We start from the raw sequence: 16,272 nt of genomic DNA, 5'->3' as shown, positions 1-16,272 counted from the left end.
TTTAGGGGAGTGGCGTCGCGCCCGTCGAGGTGCCCACCTTCTCGCTATGCGGGTCAGATGACTTCTCACCGCGCTTCTCTGCGAGCAACGCGCGCTCGGCTTCAAGAGCTTCCTCGCCGTCAATGGCCTCACCACGAGCAACCATGCCTGACTCGTGTGAGAGTGGAATCTCCTTGAGGAAGAGCGAGAGCACAAACGCGATCAACAAGAACGGGATGAGGTACCAGAATACCGGCGCGAGAGAATCTGCGTAGGCGTTCACAATGCCATCGCGCACGGTGTCAGGCAGGTCGGCGAGGACCGAGGGATCCAGCGTTTTTGTTGACTGTTCTGCCTGGCCTGGATTAGCGCCAGCCTGGGTAAAGACCCCCAGCAAGTTATCGGAAAGTCTGGTCGTAAACATGACGCCGAAGATTGCAACACCGAGTGACGCACCAACCTCACGGAAGTAATTGTTTGTGCTGGTGGCTGTGCCAACCTCGGTAGGTGGCACGGCGTTCTGAACAACGAGCACCATAATCTGCATGATGAGGCCAAGACCAGCCCCAAAGAAGAAGAGGTACACGCAGATCAGCCAGATCGGGGTTGTAGCGGTCAGCGTTGTCATGGCGAGCATTGAACCCGCAGTCACGAGTGTGCCGATAATCGGGAACATCTTATAACGCCCGGTTTTTGACACAATGATGCCGGAGCTGATTGAAGTGCCCAGCATGCCAACCATCATTGGGATCATCAGTAGGCCAGAGACTGCTGCCGACGTGCCGGAGGCCATCTGCAGGAACGTTGGTACAAAGGCAATCGCGGCGAACATACCCAGACCGAGCGTAAAGCCGATTGCGGTGGTGTTAAGGAAGATCGGGTTGCGGAAGAGTGACAGAGGAATGATCGGATCCTCCGCGCGCGATTCGACCCAGACGAAGGCTACAGCTGCAACCAGCAGACCGGCACCCCAAGACCAGGTTTCCAGTGCGCTCCAGCCGTGATCTTTATTGCCACCAAAATCAGTGAAGAAGATGAGGCAAGTGGTGGCGATCGACAGCAGCACAACCCCGGCAATATCAATAGGCTTGGCTGCTTTGTGTGTGGGAATCGTGAGGGTGAACCAGGCGATAGCAAATGCTGCAATGCCGACCGGAATGTTGATGTAGAACGCCCACTGCCAGGTCATGTGATCGACGAAGTAGCCGCCGAGAAGCGGGCCTGCAACAGCCGAGAGGCCAAAGATGCCACCGAGCGGACCCATGTACTTGCCGCGCTCGGATGCCGGAACAATATCGGCGATGATCGCCTGTGAGAGGATCATCAGACCGCCCCCGCCAAGACCCTGGATAGCGCGGAAGACCACAAACATCCAGAAGTTATCCGCGAACGCGCAGCCAACTGAGGCGAGCGTAAAGAGCGCAATCGCGATCAGAAAGAGATTTCTGCGACCGAGCACGTCACCGAACTTGCCGTAGATTGGCATCACGATAGTGGTTGCCAGCAGGTAAGCCGTGGTGATCCACGCCTGGTGTTCTACGCCGCCAAGCTGCCCGACAATTGTCGGCATTGCTGTGGAGACGATGGTCTGGTCGAGGCTCGACAGTAGCATTCCGGCAATGAGCGCGGAAAAGATAATCCAGATGCGTCGCTGAGTGAGCAACACCGGATTTGCGGTGAGGGAGGTCATTCTGGGTATTCCTTTGGGTTTATTTCGTAAACAGCGTGCGTGCGGTCTCGAGGGACTCTGCGAGTAGCTCAGCGAGTGGGGTTTTATTATCGGGTTGGAAGAAACGGTATGCAGTGCGCCAAACGAGCGTGGTGAAGAGTCCCACCATGATGGCAACGGCAGGATTATCCGCGGCTAGGCCCTCACGGGTTTGAATGAGTGTCGCGAGCTCGCGCTCGGCTTCCTCTCCCGCACCAATGAAGCGATCAAGCAGTTGCGGTTCACGCGCGATGACGAGACGGGGGTCGTCAAACTCATCGAAATCTCCGAACTCGCCGATGGCCTCGATCGCGAGGGTAATGAGATCGTCTGCGAGGGCCGGTGAAATGCCAGTGATACCCTTGGGTCTCGCTTGCATAAACGTTTTCACGATCGTGGGATCGATCTCTTCTGCGCTGCCCACGACGGCATCTTCTTTGCTGGGGAAGTAGTTGAAAAAGGTGCGACGGCTGACTCCCGCCAACTCGCAAACCTGCTCAACCGTGAATCCGCTCAGCCCGTGTTCAATCGTCAATCGACGTGCGTGTCTGGTGAGCGCGCGGCGAGTTTGCCGCTTGCGCAGCTCGACTCCTGTTGTTTTTGCACTTTCGGGCACAAAGTGCAATTATGCACTATTGACCTGAAAGTGCAAAGTTTGGTGTGGTGCGTGTCGTGAGCCTATATGTGAGGTCAGGCCTCCGTTGCGGGCTCGGTGTCTTCGTCGATCCAGTCCATCGACCTTGCGACGGCTTTACGCCACAGCCGGAGCTGGCGATCCCGCTCGTCGATATCGAGTGACGGTGACCAACGATGATTCTCGCGCCAATTTGTGCGCAGTTCTTCAAGCCCTGACCAGAAACCTACCGCGAGGCCCGCGGCATATGCGGCCCCGAGAGCGGTTGTTTCGGCGACAACGGGGCGCACGACCGGTACTCCCAGTACATCGGCCTGAAACTGCATGAGTGTCTCGTTTGCGACCATGCCTCCGTCGACTCGCAGTTCGGTGAGGGGCACTCCTCCCGCGGTCAAAACGTCGGCATTCACGGCGTCGAGCACGTCCCGCGTTTGGAATGCGACGGCCTCCAGGGCTGCACGTGCAATGTGCCCGCGATTGGAATATCGGGTGAGTCCGACGATCGCACCGCGAGCATCCGGGCGCCAGTAGGGTGCAAACAGGCCAGAGAATGCGGGCACCACATATGCGCCACCGTTGTCAGGCACGGAGCGAGCGAGTTTTTCAACCTCGGCGGCAGAGTTGATGAGACCCAGCTGATCCCGCAGCCACTGGATAAGCGAGCCGGCGACGGCGATTGACCCCTCAAGGGCGTAATGGGTGGATCCCTCGCCGAGTTTATAGCCGACGGTTGTGATGAGACCGTTTGTTGAGTGCACAATTTCTTCGCCGGTCTGGAACATGAGAAAGCAGCCCGTGCCATAGGTGTTTTTTGATTCCCAGGCCTAAACGCTGCCTGACCAAATGTGGCCGCCTGTTGATCACCAAGAATGCCAGCGATAGGGGTTCCACGCAGTAGTGAGGAGTATTCGGCCTCGCCATACACCTCTGAGGAAGAACGTATCTCGGGCATCATGGTGCGCGGAATATTGAAGACCGCGAGGAGATCGTCGCGCCAGGTGAGAGTTGTGAGATCCATGAGCAGCGTGCGAGATGCGTTTGTGACATCGGTGAGGTGCACGCCCCCGTCAACGCCTCCGGTGAGGTTCCACAGCACCCAGCAGTCGATTGTGCCAAACAACAGATCACCCGCTTCTGCGCGCGTGCGTGTGCCCTTCACGTTGTCGAGAATCCAGGCAATCTTAGACGCAGAAAAGTAGCTCGTGAGCGGCAGGCCGGTGATCGTTTTGAATCGGTCAGCTCCGCCATCTTCGGCGAGCCGGTCGACCATCGCCTGCGTCCGGGTGTCTTGCCACACGATCGCGTTGTAGACGGGAACTCCGGTGTGCCGATCCCACACCACGGTGGTCTCTCGCTGATTCGTGATGCCAATTGCCGCAATATTGCGGTCTGTCACGTCGCCTCTGCCGAGCGCAGTGCCTATGACCTCTTGCACGTTTTGCCAGATCTGAACGGCATCGTGTTCGACGAGACCCGCCTGAGGCATGATCTGATCGTGTTCTTTCTGACCGACCGAGACAATACCGCCATCGTGATCAAAGACGATCGCGCGGGTTGAGGTGGTGCCCTGGTCAATCGAAATCACATACTGCGGGGTGTTAGGCGTTGACATGATGTGCTCCGTCTGTTGTTTGAGTCGGGGCGATGCCCGGAACGTTGAGTTCGACGCGGTGAACCTCGCGCAGGATCTGTGCAGTGCGATGTACCTCGCGCTTCTGCGCCGCAGCGCTCCACCCAAATGCGGGAGCAATTGCCGCAGCAATTTCGCTGAGTGCTTCGTGAGTGAGTCCGCCGGTGAACGCGAGTGAGGTTCGCCTCAGGATCATGTCGTCAAGGTGCACAACGTCTTCGTTTCTGGCGACATGCTCCAGTTCTTCACGGAAGTGCCCGGGAGCGCCGCTGAGTTCTTGTGGAGTGGACGGAAGCTGCGCTAGCAACTCAGAGGCCCGAGTGCCGTAACGCTTAAGCATGAGCTCTACGAGTTCGCGGCTGTGTCCATTGGCGTTGCGTGAGATCCAGATCTTTCGAGCCGATTTTTCTTTTGGAAAGCCGGCACCGCCGCCGATGGCGGTGTTGCGGGTGTGAGAGATGCGTTGCACTCGAATGATCTGCAGTGCTGTATCGCCGAGGTGTTCCGCGAGGGCGCGGAAGGTGGTCCATTTGCCGCCGACGAGACTGAGGAGAGGAATACCCCCGACGTCTCCGTGCTCAATACGGTAATCGCGTGAGACGAAGCCAGGAACAGTGTCGTCGTGCCTCGGCAGTGGGCGAATACCGGAGAACGTGTAGACAATTTGTGACCGATCAACCGAGATGCTTGGAAACACGTGCCCGATGAGATCAAAGAAATAATCGACCTCATCGTCTGTGCAAACCGGCTGCTCACTCGGGTCGGCGTTGATATCGGTGGTGCCGACCAAGACACGACCCTTCAGCGGATATATAAGCACAACGCGGCCGTCCGAATGCTCAAAAAAGATCTCGCGCTCGGCAGTCGCGGCCAAAAGCTCAGGATTGTCTAACACGATGTGCGAGCCCTTAGTGCCGCCCATATAGTTCGTGGCTCGGCCGAGCGCAGCGTTGGTGAGGTCTGTCCAAGGGCCGCTCGTATTGATAATAAGCCGTGCTGACAACGAGAACTCCTCGCCGCTAACCTCGTCGCGCAGTAGAACCGAACTCTTCTCTTTCGAGACGGGTCCTTCGCTCTGCGAATTCTCTGCGAGCCCGATCACGGAGACGTAGTTCGCCGCCCTGGCGGTGCTGGTGCCGCCGTCATCGGAGGCTGCACCCGCTGTGATTCCGTCGTACAACACGTCGAGTGCGAGGCGCTCGGGCTCGTGCATCGAGGCGTCATAGTAGCTCGCGGTGTATTTGATCGCCGGGTTCAAGCGAGGAAGATCACGGAGCGAGCGCTCCCGGCCGTGGAACCGGTGGCGGGGAACTCGCCCGCCACCCCTCGAGAACGTGTCGTAGATCATCAAACCGATTTTGATGAGCAGGGCACCGCGCTCGCGGGCTTTCCTCGGCCATGTGAGACAAGCAGGCGGAATGGGGCGGTGAGTACCCCGGAAAATGTTTTGAAGATTGGGATCGTTGTGAGCAACGGTGCGACGTAGTGCGGCGCATTTCGAATCAGCCGGTTTCTCTCTTGCACGGCCTCTTTTACGAGGCGGAGCTCACCGTTTTCGAGATATCGCACCCCACCGTGAACCATGTGACTCGAGGCCGCGGAGGCCCCCGAAACAAAATCGTTTCTTTCGACCAGCGTGACGTCAACTCCCTGGAGTGCGAGCTCACGAAAAGTGGCGATGCCGTTGATTCCACCACCAATAATCAGCACGTCGGCAGTCGGGTGGTCTCGCAGTTGCTGAACTGTGCGACGCAGTTTGCTCATCTTGTTCCCGCTTTCAGAAGAATCTGGCGTGAAGGTTCCGTCACCATAACGCTACAAGAGACCACCGACATTGCGACGGAACATGAGGATGATTGCTTGCTGCGGCGATGAATGTCGGTGGCGTGTGATGCAATGGAGTCATGGAAGGACTGAAGCGCGAGATTGCGTCAATGCTGCACGTTGACATGGACTCGTTTTTTGTGTCTGTTGAGCTGCTAGATCGACCGGAATTGCGGGGACTCCCGGTAGCCGCGGCTCATGACACTGGTCGCTCCGTGGTGTCGAGCGCAAGCTATGAGGCGCGTCGTTTTGGTGTGCGATCAGCGATGCCGATCGCACGCGCCAAACAGCTCTGCCCACAGCTCATTCTGATCCCACCGACGTACGAGAAATACCGCAAGGCCTCGCACGCCGTCATGCGCATTTTCGAAGAATTCACACCGTTGGTCGAGCCGCTCAGCATAGACGAGGCCTTTTTAGATGTGGCAGGATCCGTGCGTCTCTTCGGATCACCGTTTGAGATCGCCAGACAGCTGCGCGAACGGATCCGGGAACAAACGGGCCTTCCCGCCTCTGTTGGTCTCGCCGGTACCAAGTTCATAGCCAAACTGGCTTCGCAGCGGGCTAAACCCGACGGCATCCTTGAGATCCCGCCCAAACGCACGCTTGAGTTTCTGCACCCGCTTCCCATCTCGGCAATGTGGGGGGTGGGACAGGCGACGGAGCGGGCCCTGAGCTCACGGGCCATCCACACCGTGGGAGATCTTGCTCGTGAACCGCTCGCGTCACTGCGGCAGGTGGTGGGGGAGGTGAGTGCACAAAAGCTGCACCTGCTCGCCAACGGGTTCGACTCTCGTGGAGTGGAAACAACACGGATCGAAAAGAGTATCGGTCACGAAGAAACCTTTGCGTTTGATGAGCCGAACCCAGAGGTGCTGCGCCGTGAGTTACTGAGGCTTTCAACCCGCACTGCCGAACGTTTGCGTGCCGCGAGTGTTGAGGCGCGTACGGTGGCAATCAAGGTGCGGTGGGCGAACTTTGAAACGCTGAACCGATCCAAAACTCTTCAAGAGGCAACAAACGCAACACGGCGCATTTATCAGACCGCTAACGACCTCTTCGAAGCCCTGAATGCGGTGGGAAAATCCGTCAGACTGATCGGAGTGCGAGCCGAGCAGCTGGTCGCAGCGGGGAGCAACTCTGCGGCGCTGTGGAGTGAAGATGAAGACTGGCGCGCGGTTGACCAAGCCGTTGACGAGGTGCGGAGCCGGTTTGGGAAGAGGGGAGTTACCCCGGCAAGCTTGCTCACAGAAAGGGGGCCTGTGGTAGATCCGAGGTCGCTGCAGGATCCGAGCTAGACGGGCACGTCCTCGATGCTGTTATCGAAGCCGTCGTCACCGTCGTCGCCTTGCGACAGTCGCATCATGAGCGCTGATTCAAGGATCGCCGCGAGCCAGTCGAACACCAACACTGTGCCACGGGTCTCCTCATCTTTGAGGAGACGATCGTGGTCTTCGGCCGTGTCTAGCCCGATCCTTGCCGCGATAGCGAGTCGTAGTGCGGTGATCGTTTTCACCCAGGCCGGCAGAGTCGACGCGAGAATGTCGACCTCAAACTGTGTATCTTTGTCGGGCAAGCCCCCACCCAGGCCTAGCGCGGACGAGACCAGTGCCGCATCTTGCAGTTTGCGGTTAAGAAGTCCCTGTTCAGTGACACGCCGAAATTGTGAGGATTGCTTGTCTTCTTCGTAAGCATTAGGAAACAAGCGCGCCAGTGCCGGATCTTCGGGGATCTCTTCTGATCCGCCGATCTCAAGGCTGGCGAATAACGGATCGGGGTCAAGGGCGGTGCCGCTGTGACTCTGTAGGAGTTGCATGAGCTGTGTGATCAGCTGATCGAGCATTGCAGCCTCGTCATAATTGAGCAGAAGTCGCAAGCCACTATTGGGTAGCGGTTGGAGTTTCATGATCCACCAGCCTGTTGCACGGTTGCCCATAGGCCGTAGCTGTGCATCGCTTCGACGTGCATTTCCATTGTTTCGCGTGACCCTTCGGCTACGACAGCCTTGCCGCGGTGGTGTACCTGCAGCATGAGTTGCTCTGCTTGATCCGCTTCGAAACCAAAGTGCATCTGAAAGACATAAGAGACGTACGACATGAGATTCACGGGGTCGTCCCACACTACGGTTTGCCAGGTGGGTTCCAGCACCGGCTGTTCCGCTTCCACCCGGGTTGCATCAGGTTCTACCTTTGTCGCGAGCATTAGCCCCACCCAAGTTCATGAATACGCTCTTCTGAGATGCCGTAGAAGTGGGCTATCTCGTGTATCAGTGTGATCCGGATTTCTGCGATCAATTCTTCCATATCGGCGCAGTGCTCAAGCAGATTCTCTCTGAACAGGATGATTCGATCTGGTTCTTCACCGTACCCGTAGATATCGCGCTCCGCGAGAGAGAAGCCCTCGTAGACGCCGAGCGTGGGGCTGTTATCGGCGGGACGATCTTCAATCAAGAAAATCACGTTGTCGAGCTTGGAGAGCATTTCGTCGTGAAGTGAATCGAGGCCGTCTGCAACCAGCGACTCAAACTCTTCCTGTGACACCTCAAGCATGCTTTCACCCTACCCGGCTGGCCTCAAAAATGGGGAGGGGGAGCCATGTTGGGCAGAGGTGTCAAAACTATGCTTCAAGATGGGCTATGATCGTAGGGTTGCCTCGTTCGCCCTAGGGTGTTCGCGGTTGCATGGTGGCTATAGCTCAGTTGGTAGAGCACCGGCTTGTGGTGCCGGTGGTCGCGGGTTCAAGTCCCGTTAGCCACCCCAGTTTTTCAATACAGGTAGATGCGCTTATTGTCGCGAAGGTTGCCGTTAGGACCGTCAGCGCTTCGTATTTTCTACAGTTGTTTACAAATAATCTGGTTTTCCAGGCTGGTTCGCAAGGGCCAACTTCAACGTTGTTGCTGTGCGACAATCTGGAAACCAGTATTACTCCAGAGAAGGTGCGGGGGATCACCATGAAAGATACCGGGAAGCAGGCGCGAGGTATCGCCACCAAGATGGCGTTGCTCGAGGCTGCCGGAAGAGTCTTTTCTCGTATGACCTACGACAAAGCAAAACTGAAAGATATTTCTGACGAGGCCGGCATCAGCCTTGGCTCCCTGTACTTCCATTTTGGTAACAAAGACGATATTGCCGAGGCGGTGCTGCAAACGCAGCGGGATCGGTTATCTGGGATCGCTCTTGAAGCCGTAGAGGGTAACGGCACCGGCAGAGTGCGTCTCTTTCAGCTTTTTGAGGGCTATGCCGAGGTTATCTCTGTCGACACGATTGTGCAGGCCGGTATTCTGCTGGTGTCTTCGCTTCCAGACGAGTTGAAGAGCTGGGGGCAGGGTTTCCATAGTGAGTGGGAGCAGCTTTGCCTTTCGCTCATCAAAGAGGGTGTTGCAGACGGATCAATCACCTCTTCGTGGTCGACAGAAGATCTCTGTGAACTACTCAACGAGCTGTTTGCGGGTGCTCAGACGATCTCGGGTGTGAAAGACGGCTGGGCATCGTTCCCGAAGCGCATCCAGCGCGCTAAGCCTCTGTACGATCTGCTGCTGACTTCGTAGTTGGTGGGGATACACGAGCCTGCCCACAATAAGACTGTTCGCTAGTGGAATCCTTTTTGCGCTCGTTAGGAAGCCGCAGGTCCGTCGATAAATGCGGCGTAGCGTTTGCTCGCGGCTGCGGCCGCAGCGGCTACCTCATCTTTGCCAGATCCCGGCGCCACCACCATAACAGTGTCGCGGAAGTAGGCCAGTTCCTGAATCGACTCGGCAATGTCTGCGAGTGCTCGGTGGCCACCGCGCTTGGCAGGAGCCCCGAAGTAGCTCGCGGGGTACCAGCGGCGGCTGAGCTCCTTGATCGTTGAAACATCGATGCTGCGGTAGTGCAGGGTTTCGTCGAGCTTGGGCATGTACTTTGTGATGAATCGGCGATCCATGCCAATAGTGTTTCCGGCGACGATGGGACGTCGGCCAGGGGTGACTAGTTTGCTCAGATACTCGATTACCTGTTTCTCGGCCTCTTCTACAGACTCACCAGCCTCGATGCGGGTGATCAGGCCTGACTTCGTATGCATGTCACGCACGAAGTCGTTCATGTGACCGAGCGCATCTCCGCCAGGGTTGATGACAATCTCAAAACCCGGATCAAGGGGAGTAAGGTCAAAATCGGTCACGATAACGGCGATTTCGCACAGCCCATCGCGGTCGATATCGAGGCCTGTCATCTCGCAGTCGATCCAGACAATTTGCTCGGCCGGTGTGCTCGACACGGTGATCTCCTCAACAAGACGCGGATAAGCGAGATTGCCAGGCGGCATCGCTCCAACTGAGAGTCTATCTCTGCCGCATCAACTTAACATACCCGCACTAAGCTTGAACCCATGTCTGTTCTCCCCATTACTATCTGCGGCGAGCCCGTGTTGCACCGTCCCGCAGCAACCGTTACTGAGTTCGATGCAAGCCTTCGGCAACTTGTTGACGACATGTTCGAGACGACGGTTGCGGCGCCGGGCGTAGGTCTCGCGGCACCACAGGTCGGAGTGGGAAAACGTATTTTTGTCTGGATGTATGAGGATCAAGACGAGGCACCACCGCAGGGCGTCGCGATTAACCCTGAGCTGTGGATCAGCCCACCGGATCCTGGCCTGCCCGATGAGAGCGAAGAGGAAGGCTGTCTGTCGTTCCCCGGCGAGCGCTTCGCGCTGCGACGCTCGGAGCGCGCGCTGCTGCGCGCTCAAGACATCGATGGCAATCCCTTTGAAGTTCAGGCGAGTGGGTGGTTCGCGCGCATCCTGCAGCACGAGTTTGATCACCTCAGTGGGCTGCTCTATGTGGATCGGCTAGTGCACCCCGAGAACCGCGCTGCTCAGAAAGCGGAGCGACGTAACGGTTGGGGCAAACCAGGTCTTGCTTGGATGCCCGGAGTCGATAACCTCGAAGGTTAGCCAACTAGAGGTGCTGCTTTTGCAGACGGCGTGAATCGGGCACAAAGCTCCAGATGATGGCGGCGGTCGCAAGGATAGCTGCCGTGACCCCGAATGCCCAGCCGAATCCGGCGAAGTCAACGATCGCACCCGCGACGAGCGGCCCGAGAACACCACCTAGGTCACTTGTCATTGAATAACCCGCGACAACACTGCCGCCGTTGCGGAGTCCAACAACGTCTGCGAGCGTTGCCTGCTGGCCTGGGTTCACGAGTGCTGATCCTGCCCCCGCCACAAACATGATGAGCAGGGCGAGCCACAGTGAAGAGGATGCTGGGAACACCGCGTAGGTGATCGTGAGAACTGTCAAACCGACGATAATCATTGGCTTGCGCCCGATGGTGTCGTTCCAGCGCCCCGACGGGAAAATGAGGATCGCATTGCCGGCCGCATAGGCTGCGAGCACCCAAGCTGCCACTGCGGCGTCACCATCAAGTGCAACCTTCACAAAGATTGGGATGACCGAGACGCGCACGCCAAACGAGGCCCAGCCGAACGTAAACACTGAGGTGAGAAGCGCTCGATACTGCGACACTCGAAGAGCCTGCACAAAACCAACAGATTCTGTGTGCGTGGGGAGTGCCGAAGTAGATCCCGCAAATGTGGAATTGCGCAGTGCAATTGCGACAACCGAAGCGGCGACCACAAGCGTGAAGAAATAGAACACGAACGGGGCGCGCAGCCCAAAACTTGCAACGAGCCCGCCGAAGACTGGACCGAGTAAGCCGCCCAACAGAAAGCCAGCAGAGTTGAGGCTCGCGACTCTACCACGGGCTGACGGAGGGCTCACCTTGATGAGAAGCGCAGTGGCCGCGACCGTGAACATCGTTGAGCCGATGCCACCCAACCCGCGCAGCACAACAAATTGCGTGTAGTCGGCGGCAAACGCGGCGGCACCGGTTGAGGCCGCGACGATCAGGATGCCGGTTGTGTAACTTCGACGCTCCCCAAAACGCCCGACTACCCAGCCTGCGAGGGGGCTGAGAGCAACCGCATCAGAGCAAAAGCACTCACAATCGCGGATGCTGCGAAACTACTCACCCCAAACTCAAGTGCAAATTGAGGGATCGCTGGTGCGACGATGCCGTAGCCGAGAGCAACAGCAAAACCTCCGGCCACCAAAGCCCAAACCTCAAAGGGAAGCTTGGGCTTCTGGGTGGCGGGCATCGGTCAAGCCTATCGAGTCAAAGTGACACAGCTCGCCAGGCCGTACTCATTACTGCCTGCGGCGCTACGCGATCTTCAAGTCAGGATTCAAGTTTGATGAGGGGTACACGGGGTGTTCAGCGAGTCAGAGGGATCGGGGGCTGTTGCGACGTTCAACACTCACCGAAGATCCGCAAAGCTTGAACGTCGAAATTTGAGTGCCCCCGGCAGGATTCGAACCTGCGACCAAGAGATTAGAAGGCTCTTGCTCTATCCCCTGAGCTACGGAGGCGACCATTCGAGCGTACACTGTGTTTCGCTTGACCTGGAATCCTTACATGGTGTCGCTTGAAAAGTTGTTCGCGCTCGGTGCCGTGTTGGCGCTCAGCGGTACGCGCCAGCCCACGTGCTAGAGGCTGAGTCAATCCAAACGATTGACCATCGCCTGAGCCGCGCGGTCGACGTAATCACGGAACGCCGCGTCGTGCATGGGGAGAGGGCCGCCTGGTCGAGTGCCGCATTCATGTGGAACAGCCAGCGATCCCGTGCCGCCGGATTCACGTGGAATGGCTGATGTCGCATACGTAGCCGTGGGTGGCCGCGCTGCTCGGAATAGGTGGTCGGCCCGCCCCAGTACTGCTCGAGGAACGTGCGCAGTCGCCACTCGGCGCCTTCCCAATCGTCGTCGGGGTACATCGGGGCGAGAATAGGATCTTCGCGTACCCCACGATAAAAGCTGCGGGCAATCTTTTCGAAGGTCGCGGTACCTCCCACCTGCGACCAGAGTGTCTCGGTAACCGCGTCGCCAGACTCGCCCGCGCGCAGCGTCAGTCTTGGTGATAGTGGCTGCTGATCGTTCATTTCTGGATTCCTGGCCCCTTCGGAAACTCGTCGGCAAGTTTGATGTCGTGCTCGCGGAATTTGCGACGAAGCTCGGCGCGTATGCCGCGCTGAACTTCCCATTGCGCCTCGGGTCTGGTGCGCACCGCGAGGCGAAGCGTCGCCCGATCCCCAAAGACACTCTCGAGCCCCATGATTTCTGGTTCGCCGGTTACCTTGCGCGCGTAGCGGTCTGATTTGAGCAGGGCGCGGGCCGCATCGAGTATGACGTCGGACACGTGCGCAAGATCTTGGTGGGCATCAACTGTGACGTCGATGAGGGCGCGGCCCCAGCCCTGAGATGAGTTGCCGAGGGTGAGGATCTCGCCGTTGCGAATGAACCAGAGTGTGCCGTCGAGTGCACGCACCTGGGTTACGCGAATCCCGACGTCTTCAACCGTGCCACTGACCGTTCCAATCGTCACAACATCGCCCACGCCCAGTTGATCCTCAAACACCATGAAAATTCCGTTGAGGATATCTTTCACAATGTTCTGAGCGCCGAAGGCAAGGCCTGCCGCCACGATACCTGCCGAGGTGAGTAGAGCCGCGAGGTTCACACCCAAATTGCCGAGGATCATGATGAACGCAATCACCACGACGGTCCATGTGATGATGTGACGGCCCACGGTGCCGAGCGTGCGGGTGCGCTGCACCGCACGAGCATTTACGTAGGGTGCAGCCTGCATTTCGGAGGTCGTGTCGACGTCTTGTGACTTCTTCACACCGCGCACGATCTGAGTGACGGTGCGCGTGAGCATACGTCGCAGGATCCAGTTGACTAGGATCGCCCCAAGAATAATCGCGACGATATTTATCGGGTGCGACCATGTCTCGTAGAAGGACCCGATCGTGTGTTGCACGACCTCCGATACGCCGCCGTCTTCCTCGTTCAACTAGACCACCTGATCTGCTTGCTGCGCCGCGATTGCCCGGGTAACTCCTGCGAGGTGCTCAGTAATGAGGCGACGCAGTGCTGCGGGAGCGTCTGCGTTTGCAGCGAGCCAGCTGCGGGTCGCCTCGGCGAGCATCTCGTTCGCGAGCGGGGACGGATAGAAGCCGTCGATCATCTCCTCAGCGATGGCATAGCTGCGGGTCTCCCAGACCGTGAGAAGCGAGTCGAAGAACCGTGAAACGAACGGTTCGAGAACCGCACGATCTGCCGTGCGCAGAAAACCGAGGCCGGTCGCGCGAACCGTGAGGTTCGAGGGACCCGCTGCATCGAATACGGAGGCCCATGCGGTGTTCTTGTCTGCGGCCGTCGGAAGTGCCGCGCGTGCGTGCGCGGCTGACTGCTCGCCGCTTGCCGTGCGGTCGTCAGCGAGGGCTTCTTCAATCTCGGCGTCGGTGGTGCGTCCTCCGGCAGCGAGGGCGATGAGTAGCTCCCAGCCGAGGTCGGTGTCGATGTCGAGGCCCTCAAGTTCGGTTTCGCCGCCGAGAAGACGCAAGACGGTATCGAGATGCTCCTCGGTGTGAGCGAGCCCTGAGAAGGTCTTCAAGAACTGGAACTGGCGATCTGAGCCTGGTTCGGCGGTGCGGGCGAGGTCCCACATTGCGTCGCCGAGGAGACGCAGAGCAGCATCGCGGCGCAGCGGCGAAACATAGCTGGAGGCTGAAAGTACAAGCTGCTGCAGGAGGGTGCGCAGCGTCGTGGAACCGGTTTCTTTGCTGATGTGGGCAAGTGCGATGTCGATGAATCGGCTCGCGGGAACTCTGCGTCGCGGGTCGCATCCCAGAGTGTGCCCCAGATGATCGCGCGGGGGAGCGAGTCGGCGATGTCGCCGAGACGCTGCGACACGGTTTCGAGAGAGTGCTCGTCGAGACGAATCTTGGCGTAGGTAAGGTCGTCGTCATTAAGTAGCAGCAGTGCGGGGCGCTGGGTGCCCACCAGTTTTGGTACCTGTGTCTCAGCCCCGTCAATATCGATTTCGAGGCGCCGCACTCGTTCAAGTGAGCCTGCCCGGTCTTCGTATAGGCCGATGGCGATGCGGTGGGGTCGCAGGGTCGGGTAGTCAGACGCGGCTGTCTGTTCAATCGAGAAGCTCGCGTAGTTACCGTCTTTGTCGAGCGTGAACTTCGGACGTAGGGTGTTGACACCCGCTGTCTCTAGCCACTTCTGTGACCACTCGGCGAGATCTCGTCCGCTCTGGGTCTCCAACTCGCCAAGCAGATCTGGCAGCTCGGTGTTGCTGTGGTGATGCTTCACGAAATACTCGTGTACACCCTTCATAAACGAATCCTGCCCGACCCACGCCACCAGCTGCTTGAGTACGGATGCGCCCTTCGCGTATGTGATGCCGTCGAAGTTGACGAGCACGTCTTCAAGATCATGAATTTCGGCTACGATCGGGTGCGTTGACGGCAGCTGGTCTTGGCGGTAAGCCCACGACTTCTCGGAGGCGACGAAGGTAGTCCAGCACTCGTTCCACTCGGTGGCGTCTGCCGTTGCGAGCGTCGACATGTACTCGGCGAACGACTCGTTCAACCACAGGTCGTTCCACCAGCGCATCGTAACCAAATCGCCAAACCACATGTGGGCAAGTTCGTGCAGGATCGTGATGACTCGACGTTCGCGCATCGCATCCGTGACCTGGCTGCGGAAGACGTAGGCCTCGGTAAAGGTGACGGCTCCTGCGTTCTCCATCGCCCCAGCGTTGAACTCGGGCACAAAGAGTTGATCGTACTTGTCGAAGGGGTAGGGGTAGTCGAACTGCTGCTCGAAGAACGCAAAGCCCTGACGGGTCTTCTCGAAGATGTACTCGGCATCAAGATACTCCGCGAGTGACTCACGGCAGAACACACCGAGCGGGATCGTGCGACCGTCATGACTTGTCAGTTCAGCGCGTACCTCGTGGTAGGGGCCAGCAACGAGTGCGGTGATGTAGCTAGAGATGATCGGTGTGGGCTCGAACGCCCAGGTTGCGATAGCCTCGCCGTTCGCATTGCCTGCGGGTTTCGGTTCCGGTGTTGGCTGATTGCTCGACAGTTTCCAGCGCCCGGGGCGGTGACAGTGAACTGGAAAGTGGCCTTGAGATCGGGTTGCTCGAACACGGGGAAGACACGACGTGAGTCAGGCACCTCAAACTGGGTATAGAGGTAGACCTCGCCGTCAGCGGGATCCACAAAGCGGTGCATGCCCTCACCAGTGTTCGTGTAGCGCTGAGTGGAAGCAATACGCAGGGTATTTTCTGTGGCAAGACCCGGCAACTGCACGCGCGAGTCAGCAAAGTGGATCGCCGGATCCAGCACCACACCGTTGAGCTCGATAGTTTCGACTGAGTCAGCGATGAGATCGATGAACGTCGACGCGCCCGCGGTGGCACCGAAGCGAACCGTGGTCACAGCTTTGAATGTCTCTGCGCCGGTCGTTACATCAAGCGCGACCTCGTAGCTTTCGGTGCGAACGATGCTGGCGCGCTCTTGGGCTTCGGCGCGGGTGAGATTTGTTCCTGGCACTGGTGCTCCTGGTCTGGTGAGTGAGCTGATGGGCTAATGAGACCACCC

13 protein-coding genes, 2 tRNA genes and 3 pseudogenes are annotated in these 16,272 nt (G+C 58.3%); 4 read left to right on the top strand and 14 right to left on the bottom strand.

The genetic code is table 11. The features are described 5' to 3' along the window. Position 1: 1 nt before the first annotated feature. From G7066_RS08535 to G7066_RS08520, 4 genes and pseudogenes are all read right to left on the bottom strand, one after another. A complete protein-coding gene (locus tag G7066_RS08535; protein WP_166330443.1) occupies positions 2-1,669 on the bottom strand; it encodes an MDR family MFS transporter in 1,668 nt (555 codons plus the stop codon). A gap of 19 nt (positions 1,670-1,688) precedes the next feature. Next, a complete protein-coding gene (locus tag G7066_RS08530; protein ID WP_166330441.1) occupies positions 1,689-2,303 on the bottom strand; it encodes a TetR/AcrR family transcriptional regulator in 615 nt (204 codons plus the stop codon). 74 nt (positions 2,304-2,377) lie between these two features. Further along, positions 2,378-3,933: pseudogene (gene glpK / locus G7066_RS08525) on the bottom strand (glycerol kinase GlpK). Continuing rightward, positions 3,920-5,715: pseudogene (locus tag G7066_RS08520) on the bottom strand (glycerol-3-phosphate dehydrogenase/oxidase). Before G7066_RS08520 ends, glpK begins: the two co-directional pseudogenes overlap by 14 nt. A gap of 140 nt (positions 5,716-5,855) precedes the next feature. Here G7066_RS08520 and dinB point away from each other — a divergent pair. Further along, positions 5,856-7,073: a DNA polymerase IV gene (dinB, locus tag G7066_RS08515; RefSeq protein WP_166330439.1), complete on the top strand. Its 1,218-nt coding sequence runs from the start codon at positions 5,856-5,858 to the stop codon at positions 7,071-7,073. Here dinB and G7066_RS08510 read toward each other — a convergent pair. The 3 genes from G7066_RS08510 to G7066_RS08500 are packed head-to-tail and all read right to left on the bottom strand — an operon-like array spanning position 7,070 to position 8,324. After that, entirely contained in the window at positions 7,070-7,681 is a 612-nt protein-coding gene (locus G7066_RS08510; protein WP_166330437.1) for a DUF2017 family protein, read from the bottom strand. The genes dinB and G7066_RS08510 overlap by 4 nt on opposite strands. Beyond that, positions 7,678-7,977, bottom strand: coding sequence for an ATP-dependent Clp protease adapter ClpS (gene clpS, locus G7066_RS08505; protein ID WP_166330435.1), 300 nt, complete (start codon positions 7,975-7,977; stop codon positions 7,678-7,680). The genes G7066_RS08510 and clpS overlap by 4 nt, the downstream gene beginning before the upstream one ends. After that, a complete protein-coding gene (locus G7066_RS08500) occupies positions 7,977-8,324 on the bottom strand; it encodes a metallopeptidase family protein (protein ID WP_166330433.1) in 348 nt (115 codons plus the stop codon). The genes clpS and G7066_RS08500 overlap by 1 nt, the downstream gene beginning before the upstream one ends. Positions 8,325-8,458: 134 nt before the next feature. Here G7066_RS08500 and G7066_RS08495 point away from each other — a divergent pair. Together G7066_RS08495 and G7066_RS08490 are read left to right on the top strand one after the other, a co-directional pair. Next, a tRNA-His gene (locus G7066_RS08495) sits at positions 8,459-8,534 on the top strand. 191 nt (positions 8,535-8,725) lie between these two features. Beyond that, entirely contained in the window at positions 8,726-9,322 is a 597-nt protein-coding gene (locus G7066_RS08490) for a TetR/AcrR family transcriptional regulator (protein ID WP_166330431.1), read from the top strand. A 65-nt stretch (positions 9,323-9,387) separates the two neighbouring features. Here the strand turns inward: G7066_RS08490 and orn are convergent, their stop codons facing one another. Beyond that, complete coding sequence (orn, locus tag G7066_RS08485; RefSeq protein WP_244302836.1) at positions 9,388-10,029, bottom strand: oligoribonuclease; 642 nt, start codon at positions 10,027-10,029, stop codon at positions 9,388-9,390. A gap of 111 nt (positions 10,030-10,140) precedes the next feature. Here orn and def point away from each other — a divergent pair, with 111 nt between their 5' ends. Continuing rightward, the gene (def, locus tag G7066_RS08480; RefSeq protein ID WP_166330427.1) at positions 10,141-10,704 is read left to right on the top strand and encodes a peptide deformylase; all 564 of its coding nucleotides are present in this window, start codon (positions 10,141-10,143) and stop codon (positions 10,702-10,704) included. 4 nt (positions 10,705-10,708) lie between these two features. On the opposite strand, the gene G7066_RS08475 is transcribed toward def, so the two are convergent. The 6 genes and pseudogenes from G7066_RS08475 to pepN all read right to left on the bottom strand — a co-directional run bounded on the left by G7066_RS08475 (position 10,709) and on the right by pepN (position 16,224). After that, entirely contained in the window at positions 10,709-11,767 is a 1,059-nt protein-coding gene (locus tag G7066_RS08475; RefSeq protein WP_244303388.1) for an MFS transporter, read from the bottom strand. Further along, the gene (locus tag G7066_RS16050) at positions 11,704-11,910 is read right to left on the bottom strand and encodes a hypothetical protein (protein WP_244302835.1); all 207 of its coding nucleotides are present in this window, start codon (positions 11,908-11,910) and stop codon (positions 11,704-11,706) included. The genes G7066_RS08475 and G7066_RS16050 overlap by 64 nt, the downstream gene beginning before the upstream one ends. A gap of 198 nt (positions 11,911-12,108) precedes the next feature. After that, positions 12,109-12,181, bottom strand: a tRNA-Arg gene (locus G7066_RS08470). 92 nt (positions 12,182-12,273) lie between these two features. After that, on the bottom strand, positions 12,274-12,750 hold the full coding sequence (locus G7066_RS08465; RefSeq protein WP_341873781.1) for a globin: 477 nt from the start codon (positions 12,748-12,750) through the stop codon (positions 12,274-12,276). Then, on the bottom strand, positions 12,747-13,664 hold the full coding sequence (locus G7066_RS08460) for a mechanosensitive ion channel family protein (protein ID WP_244302834.1): 918 nt from the start codon (positions 13,662-13,664) through the stop codon (positions 12,747-12,749). Before G7066_RS08460 ends, G7066_RS08465 begins: the two co-directional genes overlap by 4 nt. After that, a pseudogene (gene pepN, locus G7066_RS08455) lies at positions 13,665-16,224 on the bottom strand (aminopeptidase N). Positions 16,225-16,272 lie beyond the last annotated feature (48 nt).

The sequence above is a fragment of the Leucobacter coleopterorum genome (assembly GCF_011382985.1).
Lineage (GTDB): Bacteria > Actinomycetota > Actinomycetes > Actinomycetales > Microbacteriaceae > Leucobacter > Leucobacter coleopterorum.
The sequence above is the reverse complement of the archived record's forward strand: the minus strand, read 5'-3'. Positions and strand labels throughout refer to the sequence as shown.